This is a genomic window from Photobacterium sp. (assembly GCF_057456235.1).
Genome location: NZ_JBVCPH010000004.1, coordinates 199,906 through 214,591 on the forward strand (window position 1 = coordinate 199,906; position 14,686 = coordinate 214,591).

Annotated in this window: 11 protein-coding genes; 8 read left to right on the forward strand and 3 right to left on the reverse strand. The window is 45.7% G+C overall.

Features of this window, described 5'->3' with window-relative positions; genetic code table 11:
* Positions 1–30 precede the first annotated feature (30 nt).
* On the forward strand, positions 31–1,164 hold the full coding sequence (gene nrdB / locus AC2204_RS06730; protein ID WP_318924784.1) for a class Ia ribonucleoside-diphosphate reductase subunit beta: 1,134 nt from the start codon (positions 31–33) through the stop codon (positions 1,162–1,164).
* Complete coding sequence (locus tag AC2204_RS06735) at positions 1,161–1,448, forward strand: 2Fe-2S iron-sulfur cluster-binding protein (protein ID WP_318924727.1); 288 nt, start codon at positions 1,161–1,163, stop codon at positions 1,446–1,448. Before nrdB ends, AC2204_RS06735 begins: the two co-directional genes overlap by 4 nt.
* Before the next feature lie 252 nt (positions 1,449–1,700).
* Here AC2204_RS06735 and AC2204_RS06740 read toward each other — a convergent pair whose 3' ends face one another.
* Positions 1,701–2,927: a CinA family nicotinamide mononucleotide deamidase-related protein gene (locus AC2204_RS06740; protein ID WP_318924728.1), complete on the reverse strand. Its 1,227-nt coding sequence runs from the start codon at positions 2,925–2,927 to the stop codon at positions 1,701–1,703.
* 450 nt (positions 2,928–3,377) lie between these two features.
* Here AC2204_RS06740 and tyrP point away from each other — a divergent pair, with 450 nt between their 5' ends.
* The 6 genes from tyrP (at position 3,378) to AC2204_RS06770 (ending at position 12,208) form a co-directional block, all read left to right on the forward strand.
* Positions 3,378–4,577 (forward strand): tyrosine transporter TyrP, encoded by a 1,200-nt coding sequence (gene tyrP, locus AC2204_RS06745; protein WP_318924729.1) that lies wholly within the window; start codon positions 3,378–3,380, stop codon positions 4,575–4,577.
* Between the two features lie 262 nt (positions 4,578–4,839).
* Positions 4,840–5,751: a DUF3943 domain-containing protein gene (locus AC2204_RS06750; protein ID WP_318924730.1), complete on the forward strand. Its 912-nt coding sequence runs from the start codon at positions 4,840–4,842 to the stop codon at positions 5,749–5,751.
* Positions 5,752–6,030: 279 nt separating this feature from the next.
* A complete protein-coding gene (locus AC2204_RS06755; RefSeq protein WP_318924731.1) occupies positions 6,031–8,004 on the forward strand; it encodes an EAL domain-containing protein in 1,974 nt (657 codons plus the stop codon).
* Positions 8,005–8,423: 419 nt separating this feature from the next.
* Positions 8,424–10,331: a methyl-accepting chemotaxis protein gene (locus AC2204_RS06760; protein WP_318924732.1), complete on the forward strand. Its 1,908-nt coding sequence runs from the start codon at positions 8,424–8,426 to the stop codon at positions 10,329–10,331.
* Between the two features lie 307 nt (positions 10,332–10,638).
* The gene (locus AC2204_RS06765; RefSeq protein ID WP_318924733.1) at positions 10,639–11,382 is read left to right on the forward strand and encodes an MBL fold metallo-hydrolase; all 744 of its coding nucleotides are present in this window, start codon (positions 10,639–10,641) and stop codon (positions 11,380–11,382) included.
* Positions 11,383–11,491: 109 nt separating this feature from the next.
* On the forward strand, positions 11,492–12,208 hold the full coding sequence (locus tag AC2204_RS06770; RefSeq protein WP_318924734.1) for a sulfite exporter TauE/SafE family protein: 717 nt from the start codon (positions 11,492–11,494) through the stop codon (positions 12,206–12,208).
* Here the strand turns inward: AC2204_RS06770 and AC2204_RS06775 are convergent.
* Both AC2204_RS06775 and cysB read right to left on the reverse strand, forming a co-directional pair.
* Positions 12,186–13,376: a methyltransferase gene (locus tag AC2204_RS06775; protein WP_318924735.1), complete on the reverse strand. Its 1,191-nt coding sequence runs from the start codon at positions 13,374–13,376 to the stop codon at positions 12,186–12,188. The two genes, AC2204_RS06770 and AC2204_RS06775, sit on opposite strands and share 23 nt — an antisense overlap.
* Before the next feature lie 189 nt (positions 13,377–13,565).
* A complete protein-coding gene (cysB, locus tag AC2204_RS06780; protein ID WP_318924736.1) occupies positions 13,566–14,540 on the reverse strand; it encodes an HTH-type transcriptional regulator CysB in 975 nt (324 codons plus the stop codon).
* Between the last annotated feature and the right edge of the window lie 146 nt (positions 14,541–14,686).

The window sequence follows — 14,686 nt, forward strand, 5'->3', positions numbered from 1 at the left end:
CGTCAGCTCCCCTTTGATTTTGAGGAAATGATGGCATATAGCACTTTTTGTCAAACCAATAACGATCAGCTAAAAGAGCCCATGTTCTTTGGCCAGTCAGTCAACGTTGCTCGCTATGACCAGCAGAAATTTGAGATTTTTGAAAAGCTCATCGAAAAACAGCTTTCCTTTTTCTGGCGACCAGAAGAAGTAGACGTATCAGGCGATCGTATTGATTACAACAATCTGCCTGATCATGAGAAGCACATTTTCATCAGTAACCTCAAATATCAGACGTTACTGGATTCTATTCAGGGTCGTAGCCCGAATGTCGCCCTGCTGCCCATTGTGTCTATCCCAGAGTTAGAGACATGGATTGAGACATGGTCGTTCTCTGAAACGATCCACTCGCGTTCCTATACCCATATCATCCGTAACATTGTTAATGATCCTGCGGTAGTTTTTGATGATATCGTCGAAAACGAATACATCATCAAACGTGCAGGTGACATTTCCAAGTACTATGACGATCTGATCGCAGCAACCAACGATTATCACCGCTTAGGCGAAGGGTCGCACACCATTAATGGCAAAACCATTACGGTAAACCTTCGTGAGATCAAGAAAAAATTGTACCTCTGCATGATGTCGGTGAACGCGCTGGAAGCGATTCGCTTCTATGTCAGTTTTGCCTGCTCATTTGCTTTCGCTGAACGCGAGCTAATGGAAGGCAATGCGAAAATCATCAAGCTGATCGCCCGTGATGAAGCTCTGCACCTGACTGGAACCCAGCATATTCTTAACCTTCTTCGCTACGGTCATGACGATCCTGAAATGGAAGAGATTGCCGCGGAATGCAAGCAAGAATGCTTTGATATTTTCAAAGAAGCGGCAGAGCAGGAAAAAGAGTGGGCTGAATACCTGTTCAAAGATGGCTCGATGATTGGTCTGAACAAAGATATTCTTTGCCAGTACGTTGAGTACATCACTAACCTGCGCATGAACACGGTGGGTCTTGAACATGCCTACCCGGGCGCGACGCAAAACCCAATTCCGTGGATTAACTCCTGGTTGTCATCAGACAATGTTCAGGTTGCTCCGCAGGAAGCAGAGATAAGCTCATACCTTGTCGGCCAGATTGATAACGATGTCAGTGCCGACGATCTGGTTGATTTCGAGCTGTGAGTCGACTAACCATTACGGTTAACGGACAAGAGGTTCATGGCAATAGCCGTGAACCTCTGCTCGTACAGTTAGAAAATGCCGGAATACAGCCAGAGTACCAATGCCGCAATGGCATGTGTGGCGCTTGCCGCTGCCAACTCACAGCCGGCGCTGTCGATCAGCAAAATGCTATGGCTTTTGTTGGTCAAAATGAAATTCTGGCTTGCCGTTCAATCCCCAAGGCAGATGTCGAGATAGCGTTCAATTACCAACTTATCGCTTCCTTGAAGTCTCAAGCGGGCTGAGATGCCGCACATCAAACTCCCCTTTGAGAGTTGCTTAGGGAACCCACTCCCACGAAGGGATTGCGATTTCTGCACACATTCCGTTCGACGAGAATTCCCGGAGTAAGTCGTAAGTCCTGAACCTCGCATCTTTACGAGGCTTGGCAACAGAGCCTAATTACTCCTCTCGATAAATTTCCACTACTTTCTGCAACTCAATCACTTCCGGCTCCGGTATATTTTCCTCCGGGTAGGCATTGCGTACTTTTTCAGTCAACCCTTTGGCAAAAACATCTCGCTCTCACGCTGGATCGATTCATACTGACCGATCACCTCTCTGTCATCCAGCCAGCGGCGTAACATATCAAGCATCACTGTCGCGACCACATTCCTGTAGTCATTTGATCCATAGCGACGTTTGGTTTTAATTAGCTGCGCCCAATCACCTTGTGGCGTAGATAATGCCACAGCAACTTTATCGTCGTGAACAGGCCCTGATACCAATACAATATCGGATGCCGTATCACCCCTGGCTGCTGTCGCCATGGCGAACGCAGACGCCAGCAGATCCTTTGTCGCCATCTCAGGCTCGGCATTCGCCGCCAGCATCCAGCCCTGGCGGAGTTTAGCCTTGGCGTTCGGGAAGTCCTGCAGCCAACTGGTTAACCAGCCACCGGTAGACTGCTCTGCAATGGTTAAGCTAAGATCTTGCTTAACCAGTAACTCTCCAACCTGCTCAGGCAGCGTTTTTCCAACACCGACGACATTATCACCCAGCTGTAACACCATTGTTTGCTGCAAAGAAAGGGCGTGCTCATTTCCTCTCGGTGCAAACAGTTTTACCTCAATAAACGGCAATGCCGAGCGGTAGCCAATTTCATACCCTTTGGGCAAAGATAGCGGAGATAATGTCTCGCTAATGCCCGATTCGGATAAACCAAACGTATAAAAACGGAGGCAATCACGCGCTGCTACCGTAGGAAAGGCACAGGTTAAGCGAGGAATAATTTCAACTTGCACCATCTGTTTAAATTCACTGGGAACTCCCGGGGTGAAGAACAACCAGGCGCGATTCAGTTTGATCGCAAAACCACAAGCTGTACCTACCGGGTTTTCTAACAACTCTGCCCCTTCAGGCAACATGGCTTGCTTCAGGTTAGTCTTTGGCATTTCCCGGCCCAATTTCTGATACTTAGCCTGCATCTGCTCTACCCAGTAATCAGACTGCTCAAGGCCGACATCGCTGGCTATCGCCGCTGCCTGGGCCGTTAAATCATCACTGGTTGGGCCTAAACCGCCATTAATAACAACAATATCAGAGGTAAGACTGCAGTGTTCTATTTCAGTCGCTAGCGCTTCTAGCTGATCACCCACCGTCGTACGACGGGATAACGCAAAGCCTTGCTGAAAAAAAAGACGTGATAACCATGCCGCATTCGTATCCAAAATATCTCCGTGCAGCACTTCTTCACCAGTACTGATCATCGCAATCTGCAACATGACTTCCCTCTTCTGTAATTGATCAGCTAACAATATATACCCAAATTACTTCACTATGCGACATTCAGTGGTTACAGAACCACTCCACAGGATCGAAACACAATAGACACACAAGAAAACACCCTTAACTGTAAATATAAATTTACACCCGTGATCGTTAAAGTTGACAGCCAAGCTAACTGGCTTTAAGGTATCGACCAGCAGATAAAAGTACCTTTTCATCTTCATACTACCCGTTACCACTAATTAAAGAGCAAGAATTGTGAATATCACCTATTACTACATCTCTTATCGCCAGCCACAACGGCACGATCAGGTGTAAACTTAAATTAACAGTTTGAACTCGATTACGCCGCTGTGGCTTTATTTTCCGACAGGGAGATTAACCACGGGTGTACACGCCTCTCCCTAACCACAAAAACGATTATAAATCTGGGAACTACAACTTTAATGACCATGAACAAAACTTTCGGCAGCATGCTGATCATTGCCGGAACCACGATCGGCGCAGGCATGCTGGCATTACCACTGGCTTCTGCCGGGCTTGGGTTTACCGCTGCAACTCTCACTATGTTCGCCATTTGGGCTTTAATGATTTATACCGCGTTGCTCATGCTCGAAGTCCACCAGCATGCGGACCAAAATGCGACCTTACATAGCCTGGCCCATCAGCTACTCGGCCGCAAAGGTCAAATTATCGCCAGCTTTGCTATGATGTTCTTATTTTATGCATTATGTGCAGCTTACATTGCCGGTGGCGGCGAGCAGTTAAACAACAAACTCAATAACTGGATGGGATTGAACGTGGCTCCTCAGGTTGGCGTAATTAGCTTTACCCTGATTATTGCGACAGCTGTCTCTATTGGTACACACTCGGTCGATATCGTGAATCGTATTCTGTTCACCCTGAAAGTCATTGCACTGGCTGTAATGCTTGGTTTACTCGTTCCGCATGTTCAAGGCCAGCACCTCGTTGATATGCCCGTACAGAACGGACTCATTATTTCTGCTCTGCCAGTGATCTTCACCTCTTTTGGCTTCCACGGTAGCATCCCTTCAATTGTTCGTTATGTCGGGTTAGATATTAAAGTGCTGCGCAAAATAATGGTGATAGGCTCAGCTGTTCCGCTGACCGTTTATATTCTGTGGCAAATTGCCAGTCAGGGAGTATTGAGTCAGCCTGATTTAATGGCCAGCACCACACTAGGCTCATTCATTAGCACGTTAAGTGAAATGCTTCATAACCCGTTGGTCAGTAAATCGGTCTCTGTTTTTGCGGATCTGGCACTGGCGACCTCTTTTCTTGGTGTAAGCCTGGGCCTGTTTGATTTCCTATCTGATATTTTAAGCCGCGACAATCAAGTAAAAGGGCGCCTGCAAACTGCGCTGGTCACTTTCATTCCTCCATTGGGTTTTGCACTTTTCTATCCACAAGGCTTTATTACGGCACTGGGCTATGCGGCAGTTGCTTTGGTAATTCTGGCTATTTTCTTACCGGTAGCCATGGTGAACGTGCAGCGGAAACAGACGGGCTTGGGCTATCGTGTTCGTGGTGGTACGCCAGCTCTGATTGCCGTTACTGGCGCAGGTATTCTTATTATCAGCGCACAGTTCCTGCAGATGGCCGGCCTTATTCCTGCGGTTGGCTAGGGTCTGTTCATCTTTCAACGCAACTATTTATCCTGCTAATTAAATCCCCATTCCTCCCCTTGTTAAGGCTCGGCAGCACGAGCCTTAACATAGCCAATCAAACGCATATTAATGCTAGGAATATTACTGATTGTACGGGATACTTATTGTGCATATATTGCTTTAAGTTTTATCAATAATTATCAGTACACCCATTAAGTCACGGCTATTTGCACTCATCAATATTGGAACCAGCCTTCGTTTTTACTTTCTGGAGCATAAGTTGCGCAATAAATTTTACGCATCATTTTTACTTAGTTGCACGCTAACCGCTCCGGCTTATGCACGGAGTGAGCCCCCCGTCAGCAACAACCGTTATGATGGCCAGAGTCTTTTTCTCGAGTATAATTTTCACTCCGGTTACCAGGCTTTATCTGATGATGGCAATACAAATCACAGCAATATAAAAGTCGACCCTTTATTCTCTGCGAATTCCGTCAATACGATTCCAATGCATCTTTCTGCGGCACCAGAACAGAACTGGGATTACCTTATGGAACAGTCTTACACCATTTTAGGCCTGAGTGTGGCAATGGTCGGTATGATGACCTTACTGCCTGAAAGTGTGACCAATTGGGATGAAGAAGATCGCAACTTAAGCAATCTCGGCAGCAAGTGGTGGGATAACGTCAGCCAGGGTCCGGTATGGGATAATGACGATCATTATCTGAACTACATCATGCACCCTTATTTTGGTGGTGTTTACTATACGGCGGCTCGTCATTCAGGTTTTGATGAATGGGAATCATTTTTATATTCAGCCACTATGTCAACATTCTTCTATGAATATGGCGTCGAAGCCTTCGCGGAAGTCCCCTCGATACAGGATATTATCGTCACACCTTTATTCGGTGCTGCGGTGGGTGAGGCCATGTTCCAGACTGAATTAGATATCACAGCAAATGGTGGTGAAGTACTCGGCTCTGAAACTCTGGGCAGAGTCAGCCTGTTTTTCCTCAACCCCGTCGGTCATATCCATTATTGGGTTTCAGATTGGTGGAAAGGTGATACCAACGTCAGCTTTATCTATACCCCTTGGTTTGGGAATGCTAATGCGGCAAATTTTGCATTAGAGGCTGGCGCACCGTATGACAAACAGTTTATTGGCTTAGAGTTAAAAATCGAATTTAAGTAACAAATACAGCAGTACATAGTAAAACTATATTAACTATATTAACTATATTAACTATATTAACTATATTAACTATATTAACTATATTAACTATATTAACTATATTTACTATATTAACAATCTTATATATACAACTTTTACCTTTAATTTTCAAGAATTTATACGCAAACTTTTGCAGTTGATGAAGTAATATCACGCTTTTCTATTAATTCAATATTTATACCATTATTTTTACGTTACTCTCCTGTTACTTTCAAGCCAATCAATGCCTAAACCCTGGTGATGAACGATACCTTTTCTCTTTTTGATCATATTCAATCGCCAATATGGGTGTTTGATCTCGACTACAAAAAAATAATCTGGGCCAACAAAACCTCTTTATCTTTATGGGAAGCCAGGTCTTTAGAAGAGTTAACTGCCCGAGATTTCGCCCAGGACATGTCACAGGCCGTTGAAGCCACCTTGAAGGGTTATCGCCAGCGATTTGAGAACGGAGAAGCGATTAAAACGTGGTGGAACTTTACCCCTAAGCAAATATTGAAAAATGCTCTCTGCATATTCTCGGGGATTAGCTTACCTGATGGACGTGTTGTGATGCTGGTTGAAGTGATTGCCGAAGAATCCAGCATGCGTCGCGATCTTGCCTTTTCAGATTGTTCCAATCTTGCTCTGCTATTTTCCGACCAAGGCGATCTGATCAGTGCCAATAATACCTTTAGTCACTCTTTTGGTCAGTCTTTGCATGATCTTGGGAGCTTCCTTGGTGATACTGAGCTCGCGAGTGCATGGATAGAAGATGCCAAGCAGCAAGGTTCAATTAACCATGAAAAATTGTGCTGGACCGGACAAAACCACCTTTGGTTTGACATCAGAGGAAAATGGCTGCAAGACAACCAGCAGCTTTTACTTCATCTGATCAATATTAGCCCTGAAAAAGAAAGGCTTAAACAAGCTATACACCATGCAAAACATGACTTTTTGACTGGATTGTTGAGCCGTCATGGGATCTCCAGTGCGATAAATGAGTCGCATCATAGTCAGCAACCTTACGATTTGCTATTTCTCGACATTGATGGATTTAAATTGGTGAATGATGCCTATGGCCATGCCATCGGCGATAAGCTGCTACGCGCCATTGCACTACGGTTAACAGAAATGCTGCAACACAAAGGCTTGTTAGCCCGTTTTGGTGGCGATGAGTTTATTATTCAGGTTGAACATCGTAATGTCCCAAACATCCCATCGTTTGCAAAGACAATCATCAAAGAACTGAATAAACCTTTTCATATCAAAGAAGTCGGTGAACTTTCTATTGGGTGTAGTATCGGTACGACTAGCTACCCCGTTGATGCCCAAGAGATTGAAACGCTGATCACCCAGTCCGATATGGCAATGCACCGGGCTAAATTACGAGGCCGTAATCGCAGTCACCATTTTTCGCAAGATATGGCTGATGCCTTATATCGAAAGATGACGTTACGTCATCACCTGACATTGGCACTTGAAGCTGACGCTTTTGAACTCTACTACCAGCCAATTGTTGATTTAAAAGCCAGGAAACTAAAAGGCTTTGAAGCATTGATTCGCTGGTACGACGAAGAGCTGGGACAGGTTTCGCCGGCTGAATTTATTCCACTGGCGGAAGAAACAGGTCAAATAGTCCCGTTGGGGACCTGGATTCTGAAAACGGCCTGCCAGCAACTTGCCTCATGGCAGAGCCGGTATGATGATAAATTTATAATGAGCATTAACTTGTCACGTGCCCAGCTTCAATCCACTCTGGCGCCGACAATTAAATCGATAATAGAGCAGTTTGATATCGATCCTGCCCAGTTAGCGCTGGAGCTAACTGAATCAACCATGCTGCAGGAATATGACGACGCTAAACAGTGTCTGGAAGATTTGGCAGCGTTGGGATTAGAGCTCTATCTTGATGATTTCGGAACCGGATACTCTTCTCTTTCACAACTTCAGGATCTGCCAATCAGTACGGTCAAACTGGACCAAAGTTTTGTTCAGGGCGAGCACAAAGGCAGCCAGGCTATCGTTGAAGCAACTCGGGCCATCTGTGAAAAATTCGATTTGAAAATCATAGCAGAAGGCGTCGAAACCGCCAGCCAGCTGGAATACCTGCAAACATGTAATTTCGATTATTGCCAGGGCTACTTTCTCGGCAAGCCAATGCCGCCGGGGGAACTGGAAGCAACTAAGTTTGCCTTGCTCAATGAGATCCCCGTAACAAAATACATCCACTAACAAATAAGGCCGCTAACGGGCCTTATTTCACCGATAGCCTTTATTAAAAACAACGCCCAGCTTTAGTACAGAGCCAGTAATACGGCTACCCAATCGGTCACACATCACAAAACTGACAATATCATAAACTTTCAACACACAAATGCATGTAGTTTTGTATGCAACAGGATTGTTTATATTTTCACTCACCATCTGATTTTAGCTTATGTAAGCCGCTAAATTATTCGCTAATTTATTGTATAGAAAGATAAAACATCGCGTCACCACCAAAAGTATCCTTTATCATAATATTCTACTGGTATTTCAATCTGATAGAGTCTTAGTCATTTCATCCCTCTACAGTGCATCAATTTAAGATTAGAATCTTTATCTGTTTGATAATTTATATATTTTTTATTGCAGTCACTAAGAAGGCAGATATGAAAGACCTCTCATTTCGACGTATTGGTTTTAAGCAACGTATTATTTTTACCGTTGCTCTACTGGTATCCGCGGCACTGTTGGTCACCAACTGGCTGTCTTATAACAATTTCAAAAACGACAAAATTGCCTCGATTGAAGAACAATCGCAATTAATTGTAAAAAGTGCAAAGCGTGAAATCGAATTATCGATGCAGACCAAAATTGATGCACTGGGCTCAAGCAAAGCCTTTTTCCGATCCAGCCACTCAAATAGCGAATATGTCGAGATAGCAAGGTTGCTCACCGAATCGGTTGGATATTCCAGCTTTACCGTGGGCTACAGTGATGGCCGTGCCTTCGGTGACTCCGGTGGTAACAATGGTGTCTTTGATGTCCGGGATTATGATCCGCGTACCCGTGATTGGTACCAGCGAGCATTAGCGAGAAAAGAAACCATACTGACCGATATCTATACCGATGATACGACCGGCGATTTGATGGTGAGCATCGCGACCCCAATGGGCAGCGAGGGTGTAGTGGTCGGTGATATCTCATTGAAAAGTCTTAATTACGCTATTAACAATGTTTATTTTCCCGGAGCAGTGATCTTAATTCTTAGTGAACAGTTTTCTCAGCTGGCATCCTCAGATCCCAGTGATGAGCTGGGGATCTATTTTGATATTCCGACATTGGAACAGCAGATGGCAAGCTTAGGCTCCGGTGCTGCCGATTACCAGTGGGCAGGAGCTGATAAACGCGCCTATTTTTCTGAAATTCCACTTGTTGACGGCCATAAATGGTATCTCTACGTCGGCGTTGATAAATCGGTGGTCTATGCCGATGTTGAAGCGGCACTCGTCAATGCATTATCAACATCCGCTGTCATTCTGATCATTGCACTCCTGATTGTCATTGTGGTGTTAAACCAGCTATACCGTCCAATCCTTACACTTAAAGACGTGGTACTTGATTTATCAAAAGGAAACGGCGACCTCACCCGACGATTACCTGTTACTAGCAATGACGATCTTGGCCAAATATCACAGGGGATTAATATTTTTATCGAGAACCTGCAATCATTGATGCTTGAGGTCTCGCAGTCTTCTGAACATATTTCCCGCAGTGTCGACCAGCTTAAAAACCAAACCGACGCAAACAACGAGGTGTTAACAGCTCATGCGACTGAGACGGTGCAAATTGTTACTGCGATTGAGGAGATGAGCGCTACTGCGAATGATGTCGCAAGTAATGCGTCAGAAGCTTCCCAATTTACCCATAAAACCAATTCACGCGTGGCAGACTCTAAAAATGTTGTCGCCCTTGCTACAAATACAGTCTCTCAACTTGTTGATAATGTTGAAAACACCTCTGTCAGTATTGCCGAAATAGAAAAAGACACCTTAGAGATCACCAATGTACTGAATGTTATCGGTGAAATAGCCGATCAAACGAATCTGCTGGCGTTAAATGCCGCCATTGAAGCGGCCCGAGCCGGAGAGCAAGGCCGGGGCTTTGCCGTTGTTGCTGATGAAGTAAGGGCACTGGCAGCCAGAACACAGACAAGTACAGCAGAAATTGAACAAACGCTAAGTAAACTACGTAACGGTTCATGCTCCGCAATGGCTGCTATGGCTGCGACCAAGTCAACATGTGAAAAAACCGCAGAGAGTACGTCTCAGGTGGAGAGCGACCTTGATACTATCGCCCATTCAGTCACCCACATTAATGACCTCAATACCCATATTGCTACCGCAGCCGAACAGCAAAGCTCTGTTGCAGACGAAATCACCCGCAATATGGCTGCTATTCGTGAAATCGTAGAGAGTCTGTCTTCTAATGGAGAAGCGACAACAAATGAAACCATCAATCTGGCTGCAGCAAACAGTCAATTAAAATCGATTGTTGGGAAATTCAGGTTGCAGTAACCGGTTTTCGACCAACAAGGGGAGCAGCCAGTAGCTTGCTGATTATGCGAGAAGCGTACATACGCTATCAAGGTGCTCCCTTGCAAGCCCTTCTCTCTTGCCAGACTGGGAGCCCACCGTGGTTCCCTTGTTTGCATTGAAGTGACATTGATGCCTGCCGCGGTATGGGAAAATCGTCAATAGTGCTCTCGGTAGGCGAAGCCAACAAACCTGGCAACTTGTGTGGGCGGATGAGTTAGACCATAATAAATTTTTAAGACCGTAATAATTGCTTAAATAATCAGTAATTAAAAGACCCTCTTACTTTATGAAGTTACATCACCTAGAAGGTTATATTCAATCGATTTATTTAGCTGAATATCAAGATAAGCTTTTATTACTCGATGGCTGTAGCCGTGCTGATATACCCCTGTTAACACAATTTATTACAGGCTCACTGCAAAGGTCTATAAATGATCTCAGCCTCGTGGTTGTTACCCACATGCACCCAGATCATGCAGGAGCCGCCCACAGGCTACGCCGTTTAACCGGTTGTAAAATTGCAGCCGCCGATGTGTCTGGGCAGTGGTATGCAGGGCTTGACGGCCTGTTAATGCATTTCACCGATATGCTGCTGGCGAAATGGGTAGCAAAACGCATGAACAAGCCACGGCGCAATGTATGGTATTCAAGTAGGCTTCACGCTGACTATAAACTTGGCGACGGTGATCCTTTACCCGACTTTCCTGAATGGGTCGCCCTTGCGACGCAAGGCCACACCGACCGAGATTTGTCTTTGCTCCACCTCCCTAGCAATCGTATTTATGTCGCAGATTTAATGGTCAAGGTAAAAGGCCGCTATATTCCCCCATTCCCTGTTTTTTATCCCAACCGATATCGTACTTCATTAAACAAAGTCATAGCACTACAGCCAGATTCAATTTTTCTCGCCCATGGTGGTGAGGTTCATCCCTCGGAACAGGAGCTCCAATACTTACTCAACCGTGCACCAAAAATTCCAACAACCCATTGGCGCTCGGTAAAGACAAAACTGAAAAAAGCATTAATATAGCGCGCTTTAACACGTCGCTCCTGATTAGAGGTTAAATGCCTAAATTACCGTGAGTTATACCGCTGACTGCTACATAATGTCGCGTCTGGGTAGCGCATGAGAAGATAAAATGGATTTAGGGATTTTACTCGCGATGATGCTGATTTTTATCGGCTCTTTCGTTCAAAGCTCTATCGGGTTTGGCTTGGCCATTGTCACCGCCCCGATACTTTTTCAAATCTCACCGGATTATGTCCCGGCACCCATCACCACTGTGGCTTTATTCCTGTCATTGATAAATGCAAATCGTCACAAGGCAACGATTTCGCTGAACGGTTTATGGATGGCATTTCTTGGCCGTGTACCCGGCTCTATCGCTGGTGGTTTTCTTTTATATTGGGTCGATGCGAATCAGCTATCACTCTGGCTCGGGGTGATGGTTCTTTTAGCGGTCGGCATCAGCTTGCTCCCTATTCGTATCCAGCCAAATCCCAACAGAATGATGATTGCAGGCTTTTTCTCTGGTTTCTTTGGTACCAGCTCAGGGATCGGAGGCCCACCGATAGCACTGCTTTTGCAACATCAGGAAGCCAACTTGATCCGGGCAAACCTATCTGCATTTTTTGTGGTCAGCAGTTTGCTCTCGTTAGCGGTACAAGTACCGATTGGTTATATGAGCCTTCACCACTTTTATCTGTCACTACCTCTATTACCGGCTTCATTTCTGGGTTACAGAGCAGCAATGCATTATATCGACCGGATTCCCAGGAAGACGGTTCGTCTTGCATCCCTGGCTATTTGCTTTGTTTCTGGAATGACGGCGATTATTTCAGCTCTGCATGAATAAGTATATTTCGCGGCGTGACCGGTTTATCGCAAAATGTACCGAGTGAAACCTGATAGTCGGATTGTTCTAAGAAACAGACCCGATCATAGACCAGCCACATTTCCAGCGGTCGCCGAAATAGCTGGCGAACTAACTCCATGCGCTCAGTGATCCGGTATCTTGCTTCACCTTCTTGCTGCCAATAAGCGAAGTCGGTATCGCCAGGCAACGACAGTTCCTTTTTCTCAGCCGCCCAGAAACAGAAGGCGGCAAACCCCTCATTGAGCAACGCTTTCTGTACATTAGGTACTGGTAAATAATCATCGCAACCGCGTAATTCACGCTGCAGCAAGTCAAAGCCAAGACGGTAGCTGACTTCCACAAAACGCTGACGGCGAACACGCTGGCCAGCCGTAACCGTTTCTTGCAGAGGCAAACGCAGATCATGCTTAGACAAGGTGATCCCACTCTGCTTCGCAATATCTGACAGGGGCTGATAGTGTTTTGCGCGGATCAGGTGGTAGCAGCAAGGTGAAATACTGACCGCGGCGCCTTGTTCAGCAACGACACGCTGCAGCAGTGATACATGCAAATCACCGCAGGCATGCAAAGCAACCGCATGCTGCTGGGGCTGAATATATTGCTCGCTACTCTTATCAAAGGCATCGGCAGTAATAAAGGTGATCGGTAAACCTAATCGCTTAGCCGTTGCCTCACCCTCAATACATAACTGATGTTGCCATTCAAGACTGGTTACCGGCATGTGATGGTTCGCAGCAAGTACCCGACCCAGATGACCTTTACCCGCACACCATTCTAACCACGGTAATTGTAGCTGCGGTAGCACCGCGCTAAATGCACAGATTTGGGTCCACTTCCGGCCCGGAATACCAACATCAAGCCCTTTGGGGATAGCGGCATTTTTAACTGGCAGTGATGGGCATTGCGATAATTGATACAGCTCAGGAGCATCGGGGATCCACGTTGATAAGGCCTCGGCTAACGCTGCATTATCTTCATTAAAATACGCGGTCTGCTCTTCAGTTAAGCTGATTAGCCACTGACACAACGCCGGATGGGTCTGCCCCCAGACAAAACTCCGTTCGGCAAAGGGCATAAACTGCCAAAACTCACGATTTTTCGTCAATAACTTATCTAGCTGGCGAAACTGGTGGATATGCCCTGGCATGAGGTGGCTCTTAGGTTGCGGTAGTTACTAAATCGACCGGCTATAGTAGTGGTTCTGATTTGAAATTCCAACCAATTACAGTGATGAAAAAAGTCATAACTGTCATGCAATAAAAAAGCCGCAGGATCCTGCGGCTTCATAAATATGTATCTCTCAGCGACTTTAAGGTACTTAGGTATCTTTAATTTATCACCGGACCGGTAAGTCCATACTGGCGAACATCGCCTCAATCTCGCCACTGGTTTTTAGCGCAACAGCCTGCTCGACCACATTCCGTACCAGATGAGGTGCAAAATGCTCTATAAAGTCATACATATAGCTACGCAGGAAGGTGCCTCTCTTAAAGCCGATCTGAGTTGTACTCGCTGCAAAAAGGTGGCTGGCATCGATAGCAACCAGATCACTATCCTTTTCAGGATCCATTGCCATACTGGCCATAACGCCCACCCCAATTCCGAGCCGGACATAGGTCTTAATGACATCAGCATCGGTGGCGGTAAAGACCACCCGAGGCGTTAAACCTGAACGGTGAAACGCACTATCCAGCTCTGAGCGACCCGTTAAACCAGATACATATATCATCAGGGAATAAGCAGCCAAATCATAGATCGTGATTTCAGCTTTGTTTGCCAGCGGATGATCGGAGCGAACGACAATAGAGCGATTCCAGTGATAGCAAGGCAACATAATCATATTTTGACACAGATGCCCCGTTTCTGTCGTAATCGCAAAATCCGTGGTGCCCTTAGCCACCGCATCTGCTATCTGGGATGGCGTTCCCTGGTGCATATGTAACGACACTTTCGGATAGCGGGTCATAAAATATTCAATCACGGGGGGTAAAGCATAACGAGCCTGGGTATGAGTCGTGGCAATATTCAGCGTTCCCATCTCAGGATGAGTATGCTCCCCCGCCACCGTTTTAATGCTTTCAACCCGCGATAAAATATCCCGAGCAATTTGCACAATATCCGTTCCCGCCGCCGTCACTTTGGTCAGGTGCTTGCCACTGCGTTCAAAAATCTGAATACCCAGCTCATCTTCAAGCAAACGTACCTGTTTACTGATCCCCGGCTGTGAGGTGTATAAGCTCTCCGCCGTTGAGGATACATTCAGGTTATGATTAACAACCTCAACGATATATTTTAATTGTTGTAGTTTCATGGCACCGCCCAGCCTATAGTCCGTTACATCTTAGTACCAATTGAATTAGAAAAATGCGCTTTCAGCAGAAATTATTCAATGTAGCCAGTCTTATCTGTGCAAGTATACCCACGTTAGCTCAAGATGCTCGTTTCATATAATTTGCT